The organism is Streptomyces sp. NPDC031554, from assembly GCF_055580685.1.
The window spans coordinates 52,202-74,797 of sequence record NZ_JBVIKX010000004.1 but is presented as its reverse complement, the minus strand read 5'-3'; the positions used below and the strand labels follow the sequence as shown (position 1 = coordinate 74,797).

At 74.4% G+C, this 22,596-nt stretch carries 22 protein-coding genes; 12 read left to right on the top strand and 10 right to left on the bottom strand.

Going from position 1 to position 22,596, the window contains the following annotated elements; all coding sequences use genetic code 11:
• Positions 1-55 precede the first annotated feature (55 nt).
• The 4 genes from ACZ5FU_RS12300 (at position 56) to ACZ5FU_RS12285 (ending at position 4,358) form a co-directional block, all read left to right on the top strand.
• A complete protein-coding gene (locus tag ACZ5FU_RS12300; RefSeq protein ID WP_469045285.1) occupies positions 56-1,246 on the top strand; it encodes an FAD-dependent monooxygenase in 1,191 nt (396 codons plus the stop codon).
• Complete coding sequence (locus ACZ5FU_RS12295; protein WP_469045284.1) at positions 1,243-1,719, top strand: LIC_13387 family protein; 477 nt, start codon at positions 1,243-1,245, stop codon at positions 1,717-1,719. Before ACZ5FU_RS12300 ends, ACZ5FU_RS12295 begins: the two co-directional genes overlap by 4 nt.
• A gap of 289 nt (positions 1,720-2,008) precedes the next feature.
• On the top strand, positions 2,009-3,184 hold the full coding sequence (locus ACZ5FU_RS12290) for a 4-hydroxybenzoate 3-monooxygenase (protein WP_451527408.1): 1,176 nt from the start codon (positions 2,009-2,011) through the stop codon (positions 3,182-3,184).
• Between the two features lie 259 nt (positions 3,185-3,443).
• Positions 3,444-4,358 (top strand): Bax inhibitor-1/YccA family protein, encoded by a 915-nt coding sequence (locus ACZ5FU_RS12285; RefSeq protein ID WP_363086540.1) that lies wholly within the window; start codon positions 3,444-3,446, stop codon positions 4,356-4,358.
• 137 nt (positions 4,359-4,495) lie between these two features.
• Here the strand turns inward: ACZ5FU_RS12285 and ACZ5FU_RS12280 are convergent, their stop codons facing one another.
• On the bottom strand, positions 4,496-4,726 hold the full coding sequence (locus tag ACZ5FU_RS12280; RefSeq protein WP_366057378.1) for a DUF4287 domain-containing protein: 231 nt from the start codon (positions 4,724-4,726) through the stop codon (positions 4,496-4,498).
• 104 nt (positions 4,727-4,830) lie between these two features.
• Between ACZ5FU_RS12280 and ACZ5FU_RS12275 the strand changes: the two genes are divergently transcribed.
• Positions 4,831-5,142 carry a hypothetical protein gene (locus ACZ5FU_RS12275; protein ID WP_451527407.1) on the top strand — a complete coding sequence of 104 codons (312 nt, stop codon included), beginning with the start codon at positions 4,831-4,833 and terminating at the stop codon, positions 5,140-5,142.
• Between the two features lie 64 nt (positions 5,143-5,206).
• Here the strand turns inward: ACZ5FU_RS12275 and ACZ5FU_RS12270 are convergent, their stop codons facing one another.
• The 3 genes from ACZ5FU_RS12270 to ACZ5FU_RS12260 form a co-directional block, all read right to left on the bottom strand.
• Positions 5,207-6,007 carry a hypothetical protein gene (locus ACZ5FU_RS12270; RefSeq protein ID WP_469045283.1) on the bottom strand — a complete coding sequence of 267 codons (801 nt, stop codon included), beginning with the start codon at positions 6,005-6,007 and terminating at the stop codon, positions 5,207-5,209.
• Between the two features lie 295 nt (positions 6,008-6,302).
• A complete protein-coding gene (locus tag ACZ5FU_RS12265; RefSeq protein WP_468644476.1) occupies positions 6,303-7,523 on the bottom strand; it encodes an acetyl-CoA C-acetyltransferase in 1,221 nt (406 codons plus the stop codon).
• Positions 7,524-7,739: 216 nt separating this feature from the next.
• Complete coding sequence (locus tag ACZ5FU_RS12260; protein ID WP_468644475.1) at positions 7,740-8,765, bottom strand: SGNH/GDSL hydrolase family protein; 1,026 nt, start codon at positions 8,763-8,765, stop codon at positions 7,740-7,742.
• Positions 8,766-8,914: 149 nt separating this feature from the next.
• On the opposite strand from ACZ5FU_RS12260, the gene ACZ5FU_RS12255 reads away from it, so the two are divergent.
• Positions 8,915-10,303: a cystathionine beta-synthase gene (locus ACZ5FU_RS12255; protein WP_451779019.1), complete on the top strand. Its 1,389-nt coding sequence runs from the start codon at positions 8,915-8,917 to the stop codon at positions 10,301-10,303.
• A 488-nt stretch (positions 10,304-10,791) separates the two neighbouring features.
• Here the strand turns inward: ACZ5FU_RS12255 and ACZ5FU_RS12250 are convergent, their stop codons facing one another.
• A complete protein-coding gene (locus ACZ5FU_RS12250) occupies positions 10,792-11,217 on the bottom strand; it encodes a hypothetical protein (protein WP_451527488.1) in 426 nt (141 codons plus the stop codon).
• A 230-nt stretch (positions 11,218-11,447) separates the two neighbouring features.
• On the opposite strand from ACZ5FU_RS12250, the gene ACZ5FU_RS12245 reads away from it, so the two are divergent.
• Both ACZ5FU_RS12245 and ACZ5FU_RS12240 read left to right on the top strand, forming a co-directional pair.
• On the top strand, positions 11,448-12,359 hold the full coding sequence (locus ACZ5FU_RS12245) for a MurR/RpiR family transcriptional regulator (protein ID WP_451527402.1): 912 nt from the start codon (positions 11,448-11,450) through the stop codon (positions 12,357-12,359).
• Between the two features lie 111 nt (positions 12,360-12,470).
• Positions 12,471-13,064 carry a hypothetical protein gene (locus tag ACZ5FU_RS12240; RefSeq protein ID WP_469045282.1) on the top strand — a complete coding sequence of 198 codons (594 nt, stop codon included), beginning with the start codon at positions 12,471-12,473 and terminating at the stop codon, positions 13,062-13,064.
• A gap of 69 nt (positions 13,065-13,133) precedes the next feature.
• Here the strand turns inward: ACZ5FU_RS12240 and ACZ5FU_RS12235 are convergent, their stop codons facing one another.
• From ACZ5FU_RS12235 to ACZ5FU_RS12220, 4 genes are read right to left on the bottom strand one after another with little or no spacing between them, the layout of a single operon-like run.
• A complete protein-coding gene (locus tag ACZ5FU_RS12235) occupies positions 13,134-13,508 on the bottom strand; it encodes a roadblock/LC7 domain-containing protein (RefSeq protein WP_451527400.1) in 375 nt (124 codons plus the stop codon).
• A gap of 19 nt (positions 13,509-13,527) precedes the next feature.
• Positions 13,528-13,998 carry a roadblock/LC7 domain-containing protein gene (locus ACZ5FU_RS12230; protein WP_469045281.1) on the bottom strand — a complete coding sequence of 157 codons (471 nt, stop codon included), beginning with the start codon at positions 13,996-13,998 and terminating at the stop codon, positions 13,528-13,530.
• 34 nt (positions 13,999-14,032) lie between these two features.
• Positions 14,033-14,857, bottom strand: coding sequence for a transcriptional regulator (locus ACZ5FU_RS12225; RefSeq protein ID WP_451527398.1), 825 nt, complete (start codon positions 14,855-14,857; stop codon positions 14,033-14,035).
• Positions 14,854-15,246 (bottom strand): hypothetical protein, encoded by a 393-nt coding sequence (locus ACZ5FU_RS12220; protein WP_451527397.1) that lies wholly within the window; start codon positions 15,244-15,246, stop codon positions 14,854-14,856. The genes ACZ5FU_RS12225 and ACZ5FU_RS12220 overlap by 4 nt, the downstream gene beginning before the upstream one ends.
• A 726-nt stretch (positions 15,247-15,972) precedes the next feature.
• Here ACZ5FU_RS12220 and hutU point away from each other — a divergent pair.
• From hutU to hutI, 4 genes are all read left to right on the top strand, one after another.
• Positions 15,973-17,637, top strand: a complete 1,665-nt coding sequence (gene hutU, locus ACZ5FU_RS12215) for a urocanate hydratase (protein ID WP_451527396.1) — start codon at positions 15,973-15,975, stop codon at positions 17,635-17,637.
• Positions 17,638-17,744: 107 nt separating this feature from the next.
• Positions 17,745-18,947 carry an allantoate amidohydrolase gene (locus ACZ5FU_RS12210; protein WP_468644584.1) on the top strand — a complete coding sequence of 401 codons (1,203 nt, stop codon included), beginning with the start codon at positions 17,745-17,747 and terminating at the stop codon, positions 18,945-18,947.
• Positions 18,944-20,311, top strand: coding sequence for a formimidoylglutamate deiminase (locus ACZ5FU_RS12205; RefSeq protein ID WP_469045280.1), 1,368 nt, complete (start codon positions 18,944-18,946; stop codon positions 20,309-20,311). Before ACZ5FU_RS12210 ends, ACZ5FU_RS12205 begins: the two co-directional genes overlap by 4 nt.
• Positions 20,308-21,603 (top strand): imidazolonepropionase, encoded by a 1,296-nt coding sequence (gene hutI / locus ACZ5FU_RS12200; RefSeq protein ID WP_451527394.1) that lies wholly within the window; start codon positions 20,308-20,310, stop codon positions 21,601-21,603. The genes ACZ5FU_RS12205 and hutI overlap by 4 nt, the downstream gene beginning before the upstream one ends.
• On the opposite strand, the gene ACZ5FU_RS12195 is transcribed toward hutI, so the two are convergent.
• Entirely contained in the window at positions 21,543-22,553 is a 1,011-nt protein-coding gene (locus ACZ5FU_RS12195; protein WP_451527393.1) for a DMT family transporter, read from the bottom strand. The genes hutI and ACZ5FU_RS12195 overlap by 61 nt on opposite strands.
• Positions 22,554-22,596 lie beyond the last annotated feature (43 nt).

The following is a 22,596-nucleotide window of genomic DNA, read 5'->3' as shown; positions in this document are numbered from 1 at the left end:
GCGCGTCATCGTCCTCTACAGACGTAGAGGGAGGGAGGCGGGGGAGGTGACCGGCATGGGTGCTCGTCATGCCGTGGTGGCCGGGGGCGGCATCGGGGGCCTGACCGCGGCGGTGGCCTTGAGGCGCCGCGGATGGCACGTCACCGTGTGCGAACGGGCCACCGCGCTCACGGACGCCGGGGCCGGCATCGTGCTCGCCCCGAACGCCCTGCGCGCGCTGGCCTCGGTGGGCCTGGACCCCGGCCTGTGGGCGGGTGACGCCCTGCCGGGTCAGGTCGGGCTGCGCACACCCGACGGCACGTGGCTGAGGCGCTCCGACAGCGACGAACTGTCCGCCCGCTACGGGCTCCCCGCGCGCGCCGTGCACCGGGGTTTCCTGACCGGCACCCTCGCGGCGGCCCTGCCGGCCGACGTCGTCCACCTCGGAGTGTCGGTGACCGGCGTGGACGACACGGGGGACGCCGTGACGGTGCGCACGTCGGCCGGAGACCTGAGCGCCGACGTCGTCCTGGCGGCCGACGGCATCCGCAGTGCGCTGCGCGGGCAGCTCTTCCCCGGCCACCGCGGGCTGCGGCACGCCGGCGAGGCCGGATGGCGAGCGGTGCTGCCCGGTGCGGGCCCGTCCGTCCGGCAGGCCGTCGAGACCTGGGGGCGGGGCGAGCGGTTCGGCGTCGTCCCCCTCGCCGACGGCCGCGTCTACCTCTACGCCACGGCCGTCTCCGACCCCGGCGCCCCGCCTGCCGACCACCGCGCGGAGCTGACCCGGCGCTTCGGCGCATGGCACAGCCCGATACCCGAACTGCTGGACCGGCTGAACCGGCGGGACCCGGACCAGGCCGGCGTCATGCACCACGATCTCCACGAACTGGCCGCGCCCCTGCCCCGGTTCCACGCCGGCCGGACGGCCCTGCTCGGCGACGCCGCCCACGCGATGACCCCCAACCTGGGCCAAGGCGGCTGCCAGGCCGTCGAGGACGCCGTCGTCGCGGCACACCTCCTCGCGTCCGGCGACGACGTACCGGCCGCGCTCGCCGCCTACACGAAGGCCAGACGCCGGCGCACCACCCGGATCGGCCGCCGCTCCCGGCGCGTCGGCGAACTCGCCCGGATCTCCCACCCGCTCGCCGCGTCCGTCCGGAACCTGGCCGTACGCGCCACGCCGCAGGCGCTGTCACTGAGGGCCCTGGACGCGGTTCTCGGCTGGCAGCCGCCTTCCGCCCCCGTCGACGCCGAGGAACAACGGTGAACACCCCGTCCGCGTCCCGCCCGCCCCGCCGGGCGGACCCCGTCCGGCCCTTCACGGCAGGCGCCTACGGCCTGGTCCTCCTGGGCGTCGGCCACCTCGCCCTCTCCGCCGCCTCGGCCTCGGCCGCCCGGACCCCGCGGCAGCGTGAGGCCGACACCGCCCTGCGGGAGTCCGCCTTCACCCTGCTGGGTCTGGAGCGCACGCTCCTCGACGTCTTCCACGGCATCAGCGTCGCCATGGCCCTCTTCGCCGTCACCTGCGGCCTGCTGATCCTCGCCGCCGTCCGCCGCGCCCCCGCCCTCGTCCGGCACCGCACCGCCTTCGGACAGATCGCCCTCGCGGCCTCCCTCGCCGGCCTGGTGGTGTCCGTCCTCCTGCTGCCCCCTCCGCCGATCGTCGTCCTCACCGGCACCAGTTGCGCCTTCGCCGTGTCCCTGCGCAGGGCGGCCCCCGCCGCCCGCCCGGACCCGTGAGGCGAGAGGGCGGTCCGTCGAGGCGGCCTCCGGTTCCGGGCGGGGCCGGGGGCGGCGGTGACGGCCGGGCGCGGCCGAGGGGCCGAGGCCGCCCGGACCCGCCCGCCGGGAGGACGTACGAGCTTCGCGAACGGGTGCCGCGCACCGTTGACACCCGGCGCACGCGCGCGCAGACTCACGTCCGACAACAGTGAAGAAAATTTCACCACGCGAACAACATGCCGTGGTGCCCGCGAGGCGCCGCGCGCGGGACACCGTGGCGATGACGCCCCTCTGAAGGGAACGCCCGATGCGCACCACCGTCGGCATCATCGGCGCCGGCCCCGCCGGCCTCCTCCTCGCCCGGCTGCTGCACGACGCCGGGATCGACTCCGTCGTCCTGGAGGGCCGCGACCGGACCTACGTCGAACAGCGCCAGCGCGCCGGGATCCTGGAGCAGGGCACGGTGGACGTCCTGCGCGCGGCCGGGGCCGCGGAACGCCTGGACCGCGAGGGACTGCGCCACGACGGGATCGAGCTGCGGTACGACCGCAGGCGCCACCGCGTCGACTTCCCCGCCCTCACCGGCGGCCGGTCCGTCACGGTCTACGCCCAGACCGAGGTGTGCAAGGACCTCATCGCCCTCCAGCTGAGGGAGGGCGGCCCGCTGCTGTTCGAGGCGGAGGCGCTCGCCGTCGAGGGCGCCGACACCGACCACCCGCGCGTGCGGTTCCGGCACGAGGGGGCCGAGGACGTCCTGGAGTGCGACTACGTCGTCGGGTGCGACGGCTTCTGGGGCGTCTCCCGCGCGGCCGTGCCCGCCGAACCGGTCCGCGTCTTCGAGCGCACGTACCCCTTCGGCTGGCTCGGCGTCCTCGCCGACGTGCCGCCCTCGCACGACGAACTGGTCTACGCCCGCCACGACCGGGGCTTCGCGCTGCTGTCCATGCGCTCCCCGTCCGTGTCCCGTCTCTACCTCCAGGTGCCCGCGGGCACGGACGCCGGGACCTGGAGCGACGAGGAGATCTGGGCCGAGCTGGAGCGCCGCCTCGAGACGGACGACGACTGGACGCTGGAGCGCGGCCCGATCACCCAGAAGTCGGTCACCCCCATGCGCTCCTACGTCCACGAGCCCATGCGGCACGGCCGCCTCTTCCTCGCCGGCGACGCGGCCCACATCGTGCCGCCCACCGGAGCCAAGGGCCTGAACCTGGCCGTCGGCGACGTCGTCACCTTCGCCCGCGCCCTCGTCCACCGGCGGGAGACGGGATCGGAGGAACTGCTGGACGCCTACTCGGGGACCTGCCTGCGCCGGGTCTGGCAGGCCGAGCGATTCTCGTACGACATGACGGCCCTCCTGCACCGCGCCCCCGGATCCACCCCCTTCGAGGAGCGCCTCCAGCTCGCCCGCCTGGACCGCATCGCCTCCTCCCGGGCCGCCGAGACCGACCTGGCGGAGGCCTACACCGGGTTCCCGTTCGCGTGAGGCGAGGCGGGGCGAGGCGGGGCGACGCGGGGCGCGGTGAGACGGGGACGAGGGCGGAACGGGCGGCGCGTCACCGATCGGTCCCGGACCGGTACCGGATCGGTCAGGAATGATGTCCCCCTCCACGGGGAATCAAAGATCGACATAGCGTGTTGCCCAAGACGGCAAGGGAAAGATCCTCCCCAAGCAGTAGGGTCAATCCTTTGCCTACCTATTACTCTTGAGCCAAGGCCGCGCTGTGTGGCCATGGAGGAGTGAAATGAGGAGCAGAAACCCGGTCTTCTCGCGACGGGGGTTCAGCCGCGACAACGGCTACGCGGGCTTCAACGCCGCGCCGCAGGCCGGGGGTCCCGCTGTCGGCACGCAGCAGGGCAACCCGTACGCGCAGGGCGGCCCCGCCGCCCAGCCGGCCGGCAACCCCTACGCGCAGAACCCTTACGCCCAGCAGGACGTCCAGTACGGCGCACCGCAGGCCCCGGTCACCACCGGCGGCGTCATGACCATGGACGACGTCGTCGCGCGCACCGCGACCACGCTCGGCACCGTGGTCGTCACCGCGGTCCTGTCCTGGCTGCTGCTGCCCGTCGACGAGGCCAACCTCGGCAAGTCCTACGCCATCGGCGTCGGGGCCGGTCTGGTCGCGATGGTGCTGGCGCTCGTCCAGTCCTTCAAGCGCCGCCCGTCCCCCGCGCTGATCCTGTCGTACGCCGCCCTCGAGGGCGTCTTCCTCGGCGTGATCTCCAGCGCGGTGTCCACGTACATCGCGGACGGGGTCGTCGCCCAGGCCGTGCTCGGCACGATGGCGGTCTTCGCCGGCGTGCTCGTGGCGTACAAGGCCGGCTGGATCCGCGTCAACCGCCGCTTCTACGGCTTCGTGATGGCGGCGGCCCTCGGATTCGTCCTGCTGATGGCGGTGAACCTGCTGTTCAGCGTCTTCGGCGGCGGTGACGGCCTCGGCTTCCGCAGCGGCGCCCTCGGCATCGTCTTCGGTGTCATCGGCATCATCCTCGGTGCCTGCTTCCTCGCCCTGGACTTCAAGCAGGTCGAGGACGGCATCGCCTACGGCGCCCCGCGCGAGGAGGCCTGGTTCGCCGCCTTCGGCCTCACGCTGACCCTGGTGTGGATCTACATGGAGTTCCTGCGACTCCTGTCGATCCTCAACAGCAGCGACTGACGCGAACGCCACGGCGGCCGAGCGCCGACGTCACGAAGGGCCCCGGGTCGTCCCGGGGCCCTTCGTCGTGCTTCGGGATGTCGTCGTGCTTCGCCGTGCTTCGTCGTGGACGGCGCGCGTGACGCCGTGCGGGCGCGCTACCGGAGCTTGCGCGCGGCCCTCCTCAGGTCGTACTCGTGGACGATCGCCTTCGCGTGGCCGTACGCGAGGTCGTACTCGTGGCGGAGCCAGCTCACCTTCTCCTCGAAACGGAAGAGGGAGGGGCCGTCCTCCACGGTGCGGAGCCAGTCGGCGACCTCACGACCGGTGCAGTGGGGGATGCGGGCGAGCATGTTGCGGTGGGTCTCCTCGGAGAGGACGTGGGACATCGGCGCCTCCGGACGCAAAGGGGATGTAGGCCGGTCCTTCAGGTCACCGTGCCCGAGCGTTCGCCCGTTGGCAACAGTCCCGGTACGGCGCGTACGCTCGCGGCGTGGTGGATACGAAGCGTCTGACGCAGGCCGTGGATCACTTCGCCGACCGGCTGCGGGCGGCGCCGCAGAGCCGGCTCCAGCGGGGCGGCGCGCCCGAAGCACTCGCGCTGGCCAGGGACTTCGCCCGGCGGGCCCAGCTCGCGGAGGCACCCGCGGCGGAGCCCCGGGAGATGCCGGACGCGGGGATGTTCGCCGTGGCCGACCAGATCACCGTCGCCGTGCACGACCTGGCCCTCGTCCTCACCGACGAGGACCAGGTCGACGAGGCCGTGCGGCTGGTGGAGGAGGCGCGGAAGCGGGCGGGGATCTGAGCGGCCGCGGCTCCGAGGGGACGCCGCGGCTCCGAAGGCACGGCATCCGGCCGCCGCGGCCGTCTCAGAGGCTGGCGATGACCCGGTCCGCCAGGATGTAGACGCTCTCCGCGCCGCAGGCGAAGGTCAGGGCGTACGCGCCCGAGACGCCCGAGCCGCCCAGCAGGTACGGCGTCTCGCCGGCCGCCAGGGCCCGTGCGAGGCGGTCCGCGGTCTCCCGGTGGCCCGGGGTCATGCACAAGGTGGTGCCGTCGGCGAAGACGTAGACGTCGAGGGTGCCGAGCGGGCCCGGTCGCACGTCGGTCAGTGCGACGCGGGCGGCGGCGAGCTCCTCCAGCGCGGTCACCGTGCGCTCGTGGTCGTTCACGAGAGGCGACTGGACGGGGACGAAGTCCGGGTGGGAGGGGTGACGGCGGCGGGCCGCGGCCAGTTCGGGGGAGTCGCCGGCGAGATCGTCGGCGTCCGCGGGCAGCTCGGTCGCCGGCTCGAGCGGCTCCAGGCCCACGAAGTCGGCCTGCCGGGGCAGGAACAGCTCGCTGTCGGGCAGGCCCAGCAGGGAGGGCGTGTCGGAGGCGTCACGGGCTTCCTGGGCGGCCCAGAAGGCACGCGCCTCGGCCAGCTCCCGCTCCCGCTCCTCGGCGAGGGCCTCGGCCACCGCCGCGCGTATCTCCTCCGTGTCCGCCGTGGTGCGGGCGGCCGGAACGAAGCCGCGCGTCCCGGCGGCGGTGCTCTCGGCGGTCTCCGCGAGCTGCGTGTGCAGAGCCGCGACCTGACGGCGCAGCTGCAGCAGGGTGCGCAGCACGGCGACACCCACGGCGCCCGTGGCGGCCGTGGTGACCAGCAAGGCGATCGGCATGGCGCTCACTGACGTACTCCCGGTTCAAAGTCGACCCCCGACTTCCTACATCAGCTTGAAGGGCGGACTATCGAGCTGTCAGTGCGTAACGTCACGAAACGGGCAGGAGATTGGATTCGGCCCCGGATGGTGAAACGCCTCTGAGCTGCACACATCCCTCCAGGGAGGGAGATAGGTCACATCCTGAGGGAGATTGGATCACAGAACGGCCCGGAATCCAGGTGCTTCCCGGACTCCGGGCCGTCCGCTCACGAAGGGTGTCCCGACGGCTACCGAGAGGTCGCCTCCGGGACCGCCGCGCGGCTCAGCTGAGGCGCTCGACGACCATCGCCATGCCCTGGCCGCCGCCGACGCACATCGTCTCCAGGCCGAACTGCTTGTCGTGGAACTGGAGGGAGTTGATCAGCGTGCCGGTGATGCGGGCGCCGGTCATGCCGAAGGGGTGGCCCACGGCGATCGCGCCGCCGTTGACGTTCAGCTTCTCCAGCGGGATGCCGAGGTCGCGGTAGGAGGGGATCACCTGGGCGGCGAACGCCTCGTTGATCTCGACCAGGTCGATGTCGCCGACGGTGAGGCCGGCGCGGCGCAGGGCCTGCTTGCTCGCCTCCACCGGGCCGAGGCCCATGATCTCGGGGGAGAGGCCGGAGACGCCGGTGGACACGATCCGGGCGAGCGGGGTCAGGCCCAGCTCGCGGGCCTTGGTGTCGCTCATGACGACGAGCGCGGCGGCGCCGTCGTTCAGGGGGCAGCAGTTGGCGGCGGTGACCATGCCGTCGGGGCGGAAGACGGGCTTCAGGCCCGCCACGCCCTCCATCGTGACGCCGGCGCGCGGACCGTCGTCCTTGCTGACCACCGTGCCGTCGGGGGTGGTGACCGGGGTGATCTCCCGCTCCCAGAAGCCGTTCTTGATCGCTTCCTCGGCGAGGTTCTGCGAGCGGACGCCGAACTCGTCCATGTCCTGACGGGTGACGCCCTTGAGGCGGGCCAGGTTCTCGGCGGTCTGGCCCATCGCGATGTAGGCGTCCGGGACCAGGCCGTCCTCGCGCGGGTCGTGCCAGGTGGTGCCCTCCTGCTCGGCGACGGCCGCGGTGCGGGCCTCCGCCTCCGCGAAGAACGGGTTGCGCGTGTCGGGCAGGCTGTCGGAGTTGCCCTTCGTGAACCGGGAGACCGTCTCGACGCCGGCCGAGATGAAGACGTCGCCCTCGCCGGCCTTGATGGCGTGCAGGGCCATCCGGCTCGTCTGCAGGGACGAGGAGCAGTAGCGGGTGACCGTACAGCCGGGCAGGTGGTCCATGCCCATCTGCACGGCGACGACGCGGCCGAGGTTGTTGCCCTGCTCGCCGCCGGGGAGGCCGCAGCCGAGCATCAGGTCGTCGATGTCCCGCGGGTCCAGCTCGGGGACCTTGGCGAGGGCGGCCTGGATGATGGTGGCGGTGAGGTCGTCCGGGCGCAGGTCCTTCAGGGAGCCCTTGAAAGCACGGCCGATGGGGGAGCGGGCGGTCGAGACGATGACGGCTTCGGGCATCACGGCTCCAGAGGGGAAGGGGGCGGCGCGCGGCGCCCCGTCGAGGGGCGGCGGCCGGGCGTACGGGTGGTTCTCCCGGACGGGACGTGACTGGAAGTTACCCGTACGTATGGGCCAGGTCACGGGTGTGGCGGTGTGACCCTGGCCGCAGTTTTCTAAGCGCTTGCTTTTTTCGGGGGGTTCCTCCGCCCCCGCCGGCTCCTCCGCCCCTTCCGGTCACGGTGACGCCCGGGACGGCTCCGGCTCCTGGACGCGGCGGCGGCGCCGCCGCTTGAGCAGGGCCCACGGACCCCGCGGTCCCGTCGGCATGGCCGCCGCGACCTCGGTGCCCGCCTCCTCCGCCGCCTCGGCCGCCGCCCGGGCCACCGGCAGGAAGCCCTCGTGGCGGGAGGCGTCGGGCCGCTCCTCCTCCGCCGGCCACAGGCCCAGCACCGCGCAGACGGTGGGCAGGAGCGCCATCGCCGCCGTGGCGTAGCCCTCCGCCGAGGGGTGGTAGTGGTCGGGGCCGAACAGCTCGCCCGGATTCGCCTCGAACTCGGGACCCAGCAGGTCGCCCAGCGACACCGTGCGGCCGCCCTGCTCGACGACGCCGATCGTCTGGGCCGCCGCCAACTGGCGGGAGGCCCGTCTGGCGAGCCACCGCAGGGGCTGCCCCACCGGCTCGATCGTGCCCAGGTCGGGACAGGTGCCGACGACCACCTCCGCGCCGGCCGTGCGCAGCCGCCGTACCGCCGCCGAGAGGTGGCGCACCGAGCGGGTCGGGGGCATGCGGCCGGTGACGTCGTTCGCGCCGATCATGATGACGCACACGTCGGGCACCGGGCCGCAGTCGCCCACGACGAGCGCCACCTGGCGGTCGAGGTCGTCGGAGCGGGCGCCGGGCAGCGCCACGTTCCGCAGTTCCACCGGCCGCTCGGCGACCGCGGCGAGCCCCGAGGCCAGCAGCGCCCCCGGCGTCTGTCCGGCCCGGTGCACGCCCTGCCCCGCCGCCGTGGAATCGCCCAGCAGCGTCAGGTACAGGGGCTCCACGCCGGGCCCCGGACTGTCGTAGGCATGGCCGTAGCGGCCGTCCGCCCGGGGGACGCGCCGGCGGGCGCCGTTGCCGACCTGGCGCCGGGCCAGCCGCATCTCGGCCAGCACCACTCCGACGGCCGCCGCGCCGGCCAGCCCGATCCCGCCGCCGCCGTAGGCCGCTCCGGCCGCGATGCGCCGGGCCACTCTTGCCCTGGACGTGCTCGTCATGCCTCGCCGCCACCTCCTCGTGTCCGTACATCCACTCCTTGCCCCGTACGCACCGTCGGCCAATCTCCACGGGGAGTGAACGTCGCGGGAAGGGCCGTAGGCTGGCGTGACCACTACGACCACTTTTTTGCAAGCAACCGGAGACAACGGTGCGATTCCACGACTCGATGATCAGCCTCGTCGGCAACACCCCGCTGGTGAAGCTCAACAACGTGACCAAGGGCATCCGGGCGACCGTCCTGGCCAAGGTGGAGTACTTCAACCCGGGCGGTTCCGTGAAGGACCGCATCGCCCTGCGCATGATCGAGGCGGCGGAGGAGAGCGGCGCGCTCCGGCCCGGTGGCACGATCGTCGAGCCGACCAGCGGGAACACCGGTGTGGGCCTCGCCATCGTGGCGCAGCAGAAGGGGTACAAGTGCATCTTCGTGTGCCCCGACAAGGTGAGCACCGACAAGATCAACGTGCTGCGGGCGTACGGTGCCGAGGTCGTCGTCTGCCCCACGGCCGTCGACCCCGAGCACCCGGACTCCTACTACAACGTCTCCGACCGGCTGGTCCGCGAGACGCCCGGCGCGTGGAAGCCCGACCAGTACTCCAACCCCCACAACCCCCTCTCCCACTACCACTCGACCGGCCCCGAGCTGTGGGAGCAGACGGAGGGCCGCATCACCCACTTCGTCGCGGGCGTGGGCACGGGCGGCACCATCTCCGGGACCGGCCGCTACCTCAAGGACGCCAGCGACGGCCGCGTCCAGGTCGTCGGCGCCGACCCCGAGGGCTCCGTGTACTCGGGCGGCTCCGGACGGCCGTACCTCGTCGAGGGCGTCGGTGAGGACTTCTGGCCGACCGCCTACGACCGGACCGTCGCCGACGAGATCGTCGCCGTGTCCGACAAGGACTCCTTCCAGATGACCCGGCGCCTGGCGAAGGAGGAGGGGCTGCTCGTCGGCGGCTCCTGCGGCATGGCCGTCGTGGCCGCCCTGCGGGTCGCCGAGCGGCTCGGGCCGGACGACGTCGTCGTCGTGCTGCTGCCCGACAGCGGCCGCGGCTACCTCAGCAAGATCTTCAACGACGAGTGGATGGCCGACTACGGCTTCCTGGAGGACGAGGGCCCCAGCGCCCGCGTCGCCGACGTCCTCGAGGACAAGCAGCACGGCGCCATGCCCTCCCTCGTCCACATGCACCCGGAGGAGACCGTCGGCCAGGCCATCGAGGTGCTGCGCGAGTACGGCGTCTCGCAGATGCCGGTCGTCAAGCCCGGCGCGGGCCACCCGGACGTGATGGCCGCCGAGGTCGTCGGCTCCGTCGTCGAGCGCGAGCTGCTGGACGCCCTGTTCAGCAAGCGGGCCTCGCTGGAGGACCCGCTGGAGAAGCACATGTCCGCCCCGCTGCCGCAGGTCGGCTCCGGTGAGCCGGTCGGCGACCTGATGACCGTCCTGGGCACGGCCGACGCGGCGATCGTGCTCGTCGAGGGCAAGCCGACCGGCGTGGTCAGCCGGCAGGACCTGCTGGCCTTCCTCGCCCGGGGCGGGAAGTAGCTTCTGGCGCGCGGAGGCGGGACACCGGGGAAACCCGCGGTGAACCGCCCCCGGCGGCGCAGGGCTTCCGTTTCCCCACCGAAAAGGTGGACTTCGGAGCGGACTTCGCGGAAGTGGTACGAGGGCGTCACGTCCGCGCAGCACGCGCTTAACACGCGTCCGGCATATTCGTGGGTGTCGGCAGGGGCGGAGGGAAGTACCTCCCAGGCGTTGAGCACGGGGGAGGCTCCCCGCCCCACCGGCGACAGAACGGCGTCACGGACCTCCGGAGCGGCTCCCGGACCTCCACCGACGCCACGGACGCGCAGACCTGGCCTGACCCGGCTCGCGTCCCTCGCGGGGACCGCCGTCGTCCCGCCCCCCGTCAAAGGGGGTGCGGCGGTCCCCGCGCACAGCCCTTCCCGGCGTCCCGCGCGGCCCTCCGCCGCGCCCGCGTCCTCCCGGCGTCCCGCGGGGGCGGCCCCTCACCGCGCCCGCGCCGCCGGCCGTCAGCCCTCCCAGTCCCCGCTCCGCCCGGATCCGCGCAGCCGGCCGAACAGGCCCGGGTTGGTCCGGGCCGCCTGGACGACGTTGATGCCGACGATGCCGACCCAGGACACGATCAGGCCCGGCAGGCCGGCCACGCCCGCGCCGATCGCGGAGAGCGGGATCGCCAGCACCAGCGAGACGATCCCGAAGCCGAAGCGCTCGCCCCAGGAGTCGGTCGCCCCGGACGAACGGCCGCCGCGGGCCGACACCATCTGCTGCTCCGCGAACTGCCGGCGCACCCGGCGCTCGACCGCGCCGTCGATGCGCTGGTCGACCTTCTCCAGGAACGAGTCCACCAGTGCGGACTCGTACTCCTCGCCCAGCTCCCTGCGGGCCTGCAGAGTGGCGTCGAGTTCCTTCTTCAGCTCGGTGTCCCGCGCGTCCATGGTGGTCTCCCGTCCCGTCATGGGATCCACGGTAGGCAGCGGAACCGGCGCGGGCACTGGGGGTAACCCCCGTCTCGGTACGGGGGTCCACCGACGTACCGGGCGGCCCGGCCCGGCCCGCCCGGTCGCGGCGACCGGCGCCTCCCCGCCCGCCTTGCCCGGCTGTATGACGTCATGCAGAGTTGCTGACCGGTGAATGACTCGGCGGACGGCCGGAGGGGGAACGAGGCATGAGCGCGGACAGGGACACGGGAGCGGACGGGGGAACGCCCGGCGGGGGTGCGGCGCGGGACGCCGGCTCCCGGGCCGCCGAGAGTCCCGCCGACCGGCTCCAGGCCCTCTTCGAGGGGCACCGGCTGACGCCCACCCAGCGGCGCATCGCGCACAGCATGGTGCGCCGCTCCGCCGACGTGCCGTTCCTGTCCAGCGTCGAGCTGGCCGAACTGGCCGGGGTCAGCCAGCCCTCCGTCACCCGCTTCGCGGTCGCCTTGGGCTTCGACGGCTACCCGGCCCTGCGCCGGCACCTGCGGGAGGTCGCGCCCGCCGGACGGACGGCGGACTCGGCGTCGTACAACGAGTACCAGCAGGCCGTCGAGGCGGAGATCGAGAACCTCCGCCACCTCGCCGAGGCGCTCGCCGACCCGCGGCCGGTGCGCCGGGCCGGACGGCTGCTCGCGGCCTCCCGGCCGCTGCCGGTGCTCGGACTGCGGGCCGCCGCCTCCCAGGCGTACGGCTTCGCCTACTTCGCCGCCAAGGTCCACCCCGACGTCCGGCTGCTGCACGAGGGCGGCACGATGATCCACGACCGGGTCGACGCGGCCGTGCGCGCGGGCGCCTCCGCGCTGCTGTGCTTCGCGCTGCCCCGCCATCCGCGCGAGGTCGTCGACACCCTCGCCTACGCCAGGGAGGCCGGGCTGACCGTGGTGACGGTCGCCGACTCCGCGTTCGCGCCGGTCGCCAAGGTCTCCGACCTGCTGCTGCCGGCCGCCGTCGGCACCGGCCTCGCCTTCGACACCGCGTGCGCCCCCATGCTGCTCGGGCGCGTGCTGCTGGAGGCCATGTGCGACGACCTGCCGGACGCCCAGGCCCGGCTGGAGGAGTTCGACACCAGGGCGGCGGTGCGGGGCCTGTTCGTGGAGTGAGCCCGCCGTCCCGTCTCCCGCCGCGCGGCTCTCATGGTCGTCTCACGTTCGCTCGCTAACCTGCCCGACCGGAACGGGACATGAGTCGTCCGGGCGACGAGGAGGCGGAACGTGGCACGTGGAGGCCGGGGACTGGCCCGGGTGGCCGTCGTCGTACGGGCCGGGGCCGCGCCCCTGTGGTGGTGCGGGGTGTTCGCGGCCGGTGTCGGCGTACTGCCGCCCGGGCTCACGGGACGGCGGATCGGGGTGCTGGCCGGGGCCGCGCTGTTCGTCGTGGCGGCGGCCGCGGTCCCGCTGGCACGGCGCCGGCGGTACACCGCGCTCGCCCGCGCCGCCGTCCGGGCGGGCAAGCACGACGTGCTCCAGGACCGCGCGGTGACCGTGCGCAACTGGCGTCGCGGCCACCGCTGGTGGCTGCTGCTCGCCCTCGCCGCCGCGCTGGGCGGCGCGTTCGCCGTCCCGGCCGCGGGCGGTCTGCTGCTCGCCGGGTGCGGCACCGGGCTGCGGCTCAAGGCCGCCTGGCTCGGGAGGCTGGAGCGGGCCGGGGACACGCTGCTGTGGGTGCGCGTCGACCGGCTCGCGGGCGACGGCGGCCGGCCGGCCGGCGAGGCGGTCGGCTCCTACCGCAGCACGGGCATCGCGGCGGGCGACGCGGCCCCCGGCGGAGCGCGCCGCCGCACCGCGGCACTCGTCCAGTCCGGGTAGTCCGGGTGGTCCGGGCGGCTCGTGCCGCGCGTGCGGCGCGGGTTCCGCGGCCGTGAGGGGCCCGGCGGGTCAGACCTCCAGGTCCTCCTCGATCCGCTTCAGCTGGTGGCGGGCCATCGCCAGATTGGCCCGCTTGCCGTCCAGGACCAGGTAGAGGAAGAGACCGTTGCCGCCGCGCCCGCTGATCAGGCGGATCAGGTGGTACTGGTCGGACAGCGTGATCAGGATGTCCTCGATCTGGGCCTTCAGCCCGAGGTGCTCCATGGTGCGCATCTTGGCGCGCACCACGTCGGTGTTGCCCGCGGCGGCGACGTTCAGGTCGAAGCTCTTGCTGCCGCCCAGCGTGCCCAGGGCCATGCCGCTGGTGTAGTCGACGAGCGCGACGCCGGTGGCCCCCTCGATGGTGGCGAGGCATTCCTTGAGTGTGGTTTCGGTGTTGGCCATGACTGTTCCTCGGTTCCTCTCAACTTTCGGTGGTGGTGCGGGGTTCGGTGGTCGTCGGACGGGGGGTGCGCACGCTCCTGGTCCGGCCCGTGGCGGCGGGGGCGGGCGCGCGCGCCCGGCCGGCGGCGTCGACGAGTTCGCCGACGCGGGCGCCGGAGCGGCGGCTCTCCAGATGCAGTCGGCCGACGTTGACGCGGTCCTGCGCGAGCACCGTCAGCACGGCGTTCCCCCCGGCCGCGTACGTCGCCACGTAGCCGTACACGCCGCGCACGAGCAGCTCGCGGAACTCGCCCTGGCCGGTGGTGTCCGCCAGCCGCACGGCGACGGCCAGGGCGGACGAGGTGAGCGCGGCCACCCCCTCCGCCTCCACACCGGGCGTGTCGTGGGCGAGGACGAGGCCGTCGACGCCGGCGACGAGCGCCCCGGTCAGCTGGGGCACCCGCGCCCGCAGCCGCCGCAGTTCGGCGAGTATCTCGGGTCCCGCCGCCATCAGCTCGCTCCTCTCGGCACGCGGTCGCTGCCGTTCAAAGGGCCTCCAGCGCATCCCTGAGCCTCTTCAGCAAGGTGATGTCGGGATCGTTGACGCGGGGCAGCGACAGGGCCGGCGGCGGTTGCGGCACGGGAGGCGGGAACCGGGGGGTCACCAGTCCCGCCGCCGCCAGCCGCCGCACGTCCACGAGCGTGGGGAACGCCCGCCGGCCCAGCTCCCCGGCGATGTCCGACGCCGTGCGCGCACCGTCCACCAGCGCCAGCACCGCGCGCTGCCGCGCGGACGGCGGCGGGACGGCGGCCGGGTCGGCCCGCAGCAGCGGCGCGCTGTCCGGCAGCGGATCGGGCCACAGGCGGTGCAGCAGCTCGCGGCGGCGCAGCGTCTCCCGCTCCACCGCCTCGACCGGGACCGGCCGCAGCACGCCGAACCAGTGACCGGCTCCGTAGCGGAAGTGGCCCGGGGAACTGCTCGGCGCGAGCGCGAAGTACGCGGCGTCGTACAGCGCCCCCAGGTGGCACAGCTCCAGCGCGCTCCGCCCGATCCGGCCGGCGTCGAGCAGCAGCCGGGCGGCGCCGCGTTCCTCGCCGGCCCGCTCCACCGCCTCCCACCAGACGCCGGGCTCCAGGGTGCCGTGGGTCAGGAGGAGCACGTCGAGGCCCGGGGCGAAGGGGCTCTCGGCGTGCACCACCCGGCCCTCGGCCAGGTAGAGGGTCCCGCGCTCGCGCTCCAGGACGCCGGTGGCCCGCTCGGCGGCCAGCCGGGTCAGCATCGGCGACACCGCGCCGCCCGTCCCCGGCCGGCCGGCCGCCCTGTCCCGCACCGGCAGCCGGGGCGGCGGGGTGGTCCCCACGACGGTCATCCCAGCACCAGCCGGCCGGCCATCTCGCCGAGCCGGATGCGGGCCAGCGCGAGATTGCCGTCCGGCCGGGCCAGCCACACGTGCAGGAACACGCTGCTGTCGAAGGACGTGGGGACGAAACGCAGTACGTGGTAGCTGTCCCGGTTGCTGATGATCAGGTCCTCGACCGGGGGATCGGCGTGCTCCTCGGCGTCGTGGGGCGTGAACGCCCGCTGCTCCGCCGTGAGCCGCGCGACCTCCGCGGCCTCCGCGGCCGCGGCCTCGTGGTCACCGCCCGGGAACTCCCCGACCGTGCCGAGGGCCAGCCCGCTGGTCCAGTCGACCAGTGCGGCTCCCCGGGCTCCGGGCAGCCGCATGGCCTCCAGTAGGCACTCGTCGATTCCGGACACCGTTGGCTCCCCTCCTGCCTGCGGTTCGGCTGAGTGAGGAAGAAGCTACGCAACGTGTGCGGCATGAGTGAGTCTTCTGGCATTTTCCAGCGGAACATGCTCAGCGGTGACTAGGGTGGGTCGACTGGCCTCGTTCTCCGCATTCTCCGTGTTCCCGGTGTACACGGCGTTCACGGCGCTTTCCGTACGGTTCAACACCCTGCCGCCGGGCGCACGTCAAGGGCGTGCGGGCGGAGGGTGGGTGGTGCGGAGCCGGTCCATGCGCCCCGGTCGCCGCCGGGCGCCCCCGGCGCCGGGCCCCGGCCCCGGTCCCCCGGCCCCGGCCCCCGGCCGGTGGCCCTCCGGCCGCGGTCGCCGGACCACCGCCCGGGCTTCGCCGGCGCCCCGCCGTCCGCACCCGACGCGCCCGCCGTTTCCACGGGCGCCCGCCGCGCCGGCCCCTTCCGCGCGTCCGGCCCGGTCCGAGGGGCCCTCCGCCCGCAGGGCCCCCCTCCGTCCCGAGATCCCGCCGGCTCCCGCTCCGCCCCGCCGCGTCCGCCCCCGCCCCGCCCTGCCCCGCCGCGTCCGCCCCCGCCGCGTCCGCCCCCGCCTCCGCCGCGTCCGGCCCCGCGCCGCCCGCCGCCCGCGCCGCGCCCCCGCGTATTGACTAGCCTTATTCATCAAGTCAGGATGTGAATAGCCACTGCAAAAATCCGCCGGGACCGCCCACCCTCCAGGAGGCAGACCATGTCAGGACCCCGACCCGTCCGAGCGCCGCGCGGTACGGAGCTGAGCACCCTGGGATGGCAGCAGGAGGCCGCCCTGCGGATGCTCCAGAACAACCTCGACCCCGAGGTCGCCGAGCACCCCGACAAGCTCGTCGTCTACGGCGGCACCGGCAAGGCGGCCCGCGACTGGCGCTCCTTCGACGCGATGGTGCGCACCCTGCGCACGCTGAAGCAGGACGAGACCATGCTCGTCCAGTCCGGCCGCCCGGTCGGCGTCATGCAGACCCACGAATGGGCCCCGCGCGTCCTCATCGCCAACTCCAACCTCGTCGGCGACTGGGCCAACTGGGAGGAGTTCCGCCGCCTGGAACAACTGGGCCTGACGATGTACGGCCAGATGACCGCCGGTTCCTGGATCTACATCGGCACCCAGGGCATCCTCCAGGGGACCTACGAGACCTTCGCCGCCGTCGCCGCGAAGAGGTTCGGCGGCACCCTCGCCGGGACCATCACCCTCACCGCCGGCCTCGGCGGCATGGGCGGCGCCCAGCCGCTCGCCGTGACCATGAACGACGGCGTCGCCCTCTGCATCGACTGCGACCCCCGGGCCATCGACCGCCGCATCGAGCACCGCTACCTGGACGTCAGGGCCGACAGCCCGGAGCACGCCCTCCAGCTGGCCGTCGAGGCCCGCGACCGGCGCGAGCCCCTGTCCATCGGCGTCCTCGGCAACGCCGCCGACCTGGTCCCACGGCTCCTCGCGATGGGCGCGCCCGTCGACATCGTCACCGACCAGACCTCCGCCCACGACCCGCTGGCCTACCTGCCCACCGGGATCGCCTTCGAGGACATGGCCGACGCCGCCGCGAAGGACCCGGCCGGCTTCACCACCCGGGCCCGCGAGTCGATGGCCCGGCACGTCGAGGCGATGGTCGGCTTCCAGGACGCCGGCGCCGAGGTCTTCGACTACGGCAACTCCCTCCGCGGCGAGGCCCGGCTCGCCGGGTACGAGCGGGCGTTCGCCTTCCCCGGCTTCGTGCCCGCCTACATCCGCCCGCTGTTCTGCGAGGGCAAGGGCCCCTTCCGCTGGGCCGCCCTGTCCGGCGACCCCGCCGACATCGCCAGGACCGACCAGGCGATGCTGGACCTCTTCCCCGAGAACGAGTCCCTCGCCCGCTGGATCAAGCTGGCCGGCGAGCGCGTCCACTTCCAGGGCCTGCCCGCCCGCATCTGCTGGCTCGGCTACGGCGAGCGCGACAAGGCCGGCGAGCGGTTCAACGACATGGTGGCGTCGGGCGAACTGGCGGCCCCGCTGGCCATCGGCCGCGACCACCTCGACTGCGGCTCCGTCGCCTCCCCGTACCGCGAGACGGAGGCCATGCTCGACGGCTCCGACGCGATCGCCGACTGGCCGCTGCTGAACGCGATGGTCAACGTGGCCTCGGGCGCCTCCTGGGTGTCGATCCACCACGGCGGCGGCGTCGGCATGGGCCGCTCCCTGCACGCCGGCCAGGTGACGGTGGCCGACGGCACGAAGCTGGGCGGCGAGAAGATCCGCCGCGTGCTGACCAACGACCCCGGCATGGGCGTCGTCCGGCACGTCGACGCCGGGTACGACATCGCCGAGTCGGTCGCCGGCGAACGGGGCGTACGGGTGCCCATGCGCGAGGGTGACCAGGCGTGACCCGCACCGCGGACGGACCGGGCCGCGACCGCCCGGCAGCGGCCCCGGCACCGGACGCCGGCCGGCCCGTGTCACCGCACGGGCCGGCCGGCGCCTCCTTCCACCGGATGTGGCACGACCTGCGCCCGATCGGACGCCACCCGGAGTCCGGCGGCTACCGCCGCCACGCCTGGACGGCCGCCGACGCCGACTGCCGGACCTGGTTCCGGGAGCAGGCCGAGGCGCGGGGGCTGGCCCACGAGGTCGACCGCAACGGCAACCAGTGGGCCTGGCTCGGCGACCCCGCCGCCGGGGACGCCGTCGTCACCGGGTCCCATCTCGACTCGGTGCCCGACGGCGGCGCCTTCGACGGCCCCCTCGGCGTCGTCTCGGCCTTCGCCGCCCTCGACGAACTGCGTCGCAGGGGCGCGCGGTTCACCAGGCCCCTCGCCCTCGTCAACTTCGGCGACGAGGAGGGCGCCCGCTTCGGACTCGCCTGCGTCGGCTCCCGGCTCACCGCCGGACACCTCACGGCCGAGCAGGCCCACCGGCTGACCGACGGCGACGGCGTCACCCTCCCGCGTGCCATGGAGGCCGCCGGGTACGACCCCGACGCCATCGGCCCGGACCCCGAGCGGCTCGCCCGGATCGGCGCCTTCGTCGAACTCCACGTCGAACAGGGCCGCGCCCTCGACCTCAGCGGCGACCCGGTCGGCATCGCCGCCGCCATCTGGCCGCACGGCCGCTGGCGGTTCGACTTCCGGGGCGAGGCCAACCACGCCGGCACCACCCGGCTGACCGACCGCCGCGACCCGATGCTGCCGTACGCCGAGACCGTGCTCGCCGCCCGCGGCCGGGCGCGGCTCGCGGGCGCCGTCGCCACCTTCGGCAAGATCTCCGTCGAGCCGAACGGCGTCAACGCCGTCCCCTCCCTGGTGCGCGGCTGGCTCGACTCCCGCGCCGCCGACCAGGAGACCCTCGACCAGGTGGTCGCCGGCGTCGAGGAGGCGGCCCGCGACCACGCGCGGGCGCACGGCGTCGACCTCGACGTCGTCCGCGAGTCCTTCACTCCCGTCGTCGAGTTCGACCACGCGCTGCGCGACGAACTGGTCCGCATCCTCGGCAAGGACACCGGCCTCACGGTCCCCGTCCTCGGCACGGGCGCCGGACACGACGCCGGAATCCTCTCCGGGAGCATCCCGACCGCCATGCTGTTCGTGCGCAACCCCACGGGCGTCTCGCACTCCCCGGCCGAGTACGCGGCCGAGGACGACTGCGTGGCCGGGGTGCGCGCGCTCGCCGACGTACTGGAAGGGCTGGCCTGCACGTGACCCCCACGCAGCGGACCTACTGGCTGGAGCACGCCTGGCTCGGCGACCGCGTCGAGCCGGGTGTCGCCCTCACGGTGTCGACGGGCGGCTCCGCCGCGGGCGCGGACGGCCGCATCACCGCCGTCCGCACGGGCGTCGCCACCCCGCCCCCCGGCGCCGAGATCCTGCGCGGCCTCACCCTCCCCGGGCTGGCGAACGCCCACAGCCACGCCTTCCACCGCGCCCTGCGCGGCACCGTCCAGGTCGGGGCCGGGACCTTCTGGACCTGGCGCGAGGTCATGTACTCCGTCGCCGACCGGCTGACCCCGGAGACCTACCACCGGCTCGCCCGCGCCGTGTACGCGGAGATGGCCCTGGCCGGCATCACGGCCGTCGGCGAGTTCCACTACGTGCACCACGCGCCCGGCGGCACCCCCTACGCCGACCCCAACGCGATGGGCGAGGCCCTGATCGAGGCCGCCGCCGACGCCGGCATCCGCATCACCCTCCTCGACACCGCCTACCTCTCCGCCGGCTTCGGACAGCCCCCCACCGCTCACCAGCTCCGCTTCTCCGACGGCGACGCGGAGGCCTGGGCCGAACGCTGCTCCCTCCTCAAGCCCCGGGACCACGCACGGATCGGGGCCGCGATCCACTCCGTACGGGCCGTGCCCGCCGGCCAGCTGGCGACCGTGGCCCGCTGGGCCCGGGAACGCGGGGCGCCCCTGCACGTCCACCTGTCCGAGCAGACCGCGGAGAACGACGCCTGTCGCGAGGCCCACGGCCGCACCCCGACCCAGCTCCTCGCCGAGCACGGCGTCCTGGGCCGGGGCACCACCGGCGTCCACAACACGCACCTCACCGACGAGGACGTCGCCCTCCTCGGCCGCTCCGGCACCGGCACCTGCATGTGCCCCACGACGGAACGGGACCTCGCCGACGGCATCGGCCCGGCCGTCGCCCTCCAGCGGGCGGGCTCCCCGCTCTCCCTCGGCTCCGACAGCCACGCCGTGATCGACCTGTTCGAGGAGGCCCGCGCGATGGAGCTGAACGAGCGGCTGCGCACCCGCACCCGGGGGCACTGGACGGCCGCCGCCCTCCTGCGGGCCGCCTCCGCCGACGGTCACGCGGCCCTCGGCCGCGACGACGCGGGCGCCCTGCGGACCGGCGCGGCCGCCGACTTCACGACGATCGCGCTCGACTCGGTCAGGACGGCAGGGCCGCTTCCGCGGCTCGGGGCCGAGACGGCCGTGTTCGCCGCGTCGGCAGCGGACGTGTCGCACACGGTCGTGGCCGGCCGGCACGTCGTGCGGGACGGGGTCCACCGTCTCGTACCGGACGTGCCGAAAGCCCTCGCGGACGCCGTCGCAGCCCTGCGCGGATGACCGCGGACCGCCCCCGCGTGCGGCCCGCGTCCGCCCCCGACCCCCACCCCACCGCCGACCAGGCCAGCAAGGACGCCATGAGCAGCGCGACGACCGACAGCCCCGCCCACTCCGCGAGCACCGCGAGCACGCTCGTCACCCACATCACCGCCCTGGTCACCAACGACCCCTCCCTCGGGGACCGTTCCCCGCTCGGCCTGATCCAGGACGCGGCCGTCGTCATCGAGGGCGACCGCGTCGTGTGGACCGGTGAACGAAGCAAAGCACCCGCCACTGACAACCGGGTCGACGCCGGCGGCCGGGCGGTCGTCCCCGGCTTCGTCGACTCCCACTCCCACCTCGTCTTCGCGGGCGACCGGACCGAGGAGTTCAACGCCCGGATGTCGGGGCGGCCGTACAGCGCGGGCGGCATCCGCACGACCGTCGCGGCCACGCGGGCGGCGAGCGACGCCGACCTCGAACGCACCCTCACCCGCCACCTCGCCGAGGCCCTGCGCCAGGGCACGACGACCTTCGAGACGAAGTCCGGCTACGGCCTGACCGTCGCCGACGAGGCCCGCGCCCTGCGCATCGCCGCCGCCCACACCGACGAGGTCACCTACCTGGGCGCCCACGTCGTCCCCCCGGACTTCGCCGACGACCCCGCCGCCTACGTCGCCCTCGTCACCGGCGAGATGCTCGACGCCTGCGCCCCGCACGCCCGCTGGATCGACGTCTTCTGCGAGAAGGGCGCCTTCGACGGAGACCAGGCCCGCGCGATCCTCACCGCGGGCAGGGCCAGGGGCCTGCACCCCCGCGTCCACGCCAACCAGCTCTCCCACGGCCCCGGCGTACAGCTGGCGGTCGAGCTGGACGCGGCCAGCGCGGACCACTGCACCCACCTCACCGACGCCGACGTGGACGCCCTCGCGAACAGCGCGACGGTCGCCACGCTGCTGCCCGGCGCCGAGTTCTCCACCCGCGCCGCGTGGCCGGACGCCCGCCGCCTGCTGGACGCCGGTGTCACCGTGGCCCTCTCCACGGACTGCAACCCGGGCTCGTCCTTCACGTCCTCGGTCCCGTTCTGCATCGCGCTCGCCGTGCGCGACATGCGGATGACCCCCGACGAGGCCCTCTGGTCGGCCACGGCGGGCGGCGCCGCGGCCCTGCGCCGCACGGACGTGGGCCGCCTGACTCCCGGCGCCTACGCCGACCTGGCCTTCCTGGACGCGCCCAGCCACGTCCACCTGGCCTACCGCCCCGGCGTGCCGCTCGTCTCGCAGGTGTGGCGACGAGGCGTGCGGGTGGCCTGAGAGGTCTCACCGGCACCCCCGCGCCCCCGGTCCGCCGCCGCACGCCCCCGGTCCGCCACCGACCGCCCCCACGCCGTACCGACCAGGACCAGCACCGCGCCCACGAAGCCCGGCCACCCCGGCCGGTCCCCGGCGAGCGCGATGCCCACGGCCGCCGCCCACACCGGCTCGGTCCCCAGCAGCAGGCTGACCCGGGACGGCGACGTGCGGCGGACGGCCCACATCTGCACGAAGAACGCGAACAACGTGCAGCACACGGACAGGTAGACCAGACCGGCCCAGTCCCCGGCGTCGAAGCCGGCGGCGGCGGCCCACGGCGAGGCGCCCGTCCCCGGCACCGTCGCCAGCACCGCGAACACGGCGACGGCCCCGCCGAGCTGGACGGTGGTCAGGGACAGCGCGTCCGCTCCCCGCACGGACTCCATCCGCGCCATCGCCAGCACGTGCACGGTACGGGCGACCGCCGCCCCCAGCATCAGCAGATCGCCCCCGGACGGAGCGGTGAACCCGGCGCCCTGCGTCAGCAGCGCCACCCCCAGCACCGACACGCCCGCGGCCGCCAGGAACGCCCCCGGCAGCCGCACCCCGCGCGCCCGGCTCTCCGCGAGCGGGGTGAACACCATGGTCAGGCTGATGATCAGCCCCGCGTTCGTGGCCGAGGTGTGCACCACCCCGTAGGTCTCCAGCAGGAAGATCCCCGCGAGGACCAGCCCGAGCAGAGCGGCTCCCCGCCACTGCGCGCCGCTCAGCGCCCGCAGCCGCCGCCACCCGACGGCCACCAGCACCGGGAGCACCACGGCGAACCGCAGCACCAGCACGGCCGTCACGGTGCCGGCGGTGGTGACGCCCTTCGCGGCGAGGTAACTGGACCCCCACACCACGGCGACCAGCAGTACGGGGACATCGGCGAAGCGGCCGAAGCGGGCCGCGGCGGCGGGGGAGTCGGGCACGGGGTTCCTCACGGGCGGACGACGTGGCAGACCCAGCAGCGCC

Coding starts and splice junctions, on each gene's coding strand:
- ACZ5FU_RS12235 (WP_451527400.1), bottom strand. CDS start 13,508: ATGGCCAACACCGAAACCACACTCAAGGAATGCCTCGCCACCATCGAG.
- ACZ5FU_RS12210 (WP_468644584.1), top strand. CDS start 17,745: ATGTGGCACGACCTGCGCCCGATCGGACGCCACCCGGAGTCCGGCGGC.
- ACZ5FU_RS12265 (WP_468644476.1), bottom strand. CDS start 7,523: ATGCCCGAAGCCGTCATCGTCTCGACCGCCCGCTCCCCCATCGGCCGT.
- ACZ5FU_RS12225 (WP_451527398.1), bottom strand. CDS start 14,857: ATGACCGTCGTGGGGACCACCCCGCCGCCCCGGCTGCCGGTGCGGGAC.
- ACZ5FU_RS12250 (WP_451527488.1), bottom strand. CDS start 11,217: ATGGACGCGCGGGACACCGAGCTGAAGAAGGAACTCGACGCCACTCTG.
- ACZ5FU_RS12280 (WP_366057378.1), bottom strand. CDS start 4,726: ATGTCCCACGTCCTCTCCGAGGAGACCCACCGCAACATGCTCGCCCGC.
- ACZ5FU_RS12290 (WP_451527408.1), top strand. CDS start 2,009: ATGCGCACCACCGTCGGCATCATCGGCGCCGGCCCCGCCGGCCTCCTC.
- ACZ5FU_RS12245 (WP_451527402.1), top strand. CDS start 11,448: ATGAGCGCGGACAGGGACACGGGAGCGGACGGGGGAACGCCCGGCGGG.
- ACZ5FU_RS12285 (WP_363086540.1), top strand. CDS start 3,444: ATGAGGAGCAGAAACCCGGTCTTCTCGCGACGGGGGTTCAGCCGCGAC.
- ACZ5FU_RS12260 (WP_468644475.1), bottom strand. CDS start 8,765: ATGACGAGCACGTCCAGGGCAAGAGTGGCCCGGCGCATCGCGGCCGGA.
- hutI (WP_451527394.1), top strand. CDS start 20,308: ATGACCGCGGACCGCCCCCGCGTGCGGCCCGCGTCCGCCCCCGACCCC.
- ACZ5FU_RS12300 (WP_469045285.1), top strand. CDS start 56: ATGGGTGCTCGTCATGCCGTGGTGGCCGGGGGCGGCATCGGGGGCCTG.
- ACZ5FU_RS12230 (WP_469045281.1), bottom strand. CDS start 13,998: ATGGCGGCGGGACCCGAGATACTCGCCGAACTGCGGCGGCTGCGGGCG.
- hutU (WP_451527396.1), top strand. CDS start 15,973: ATGTCAGGACCCCGACCCGTCCGAGCGCCGCGCGGTACGGAGCTGAGC.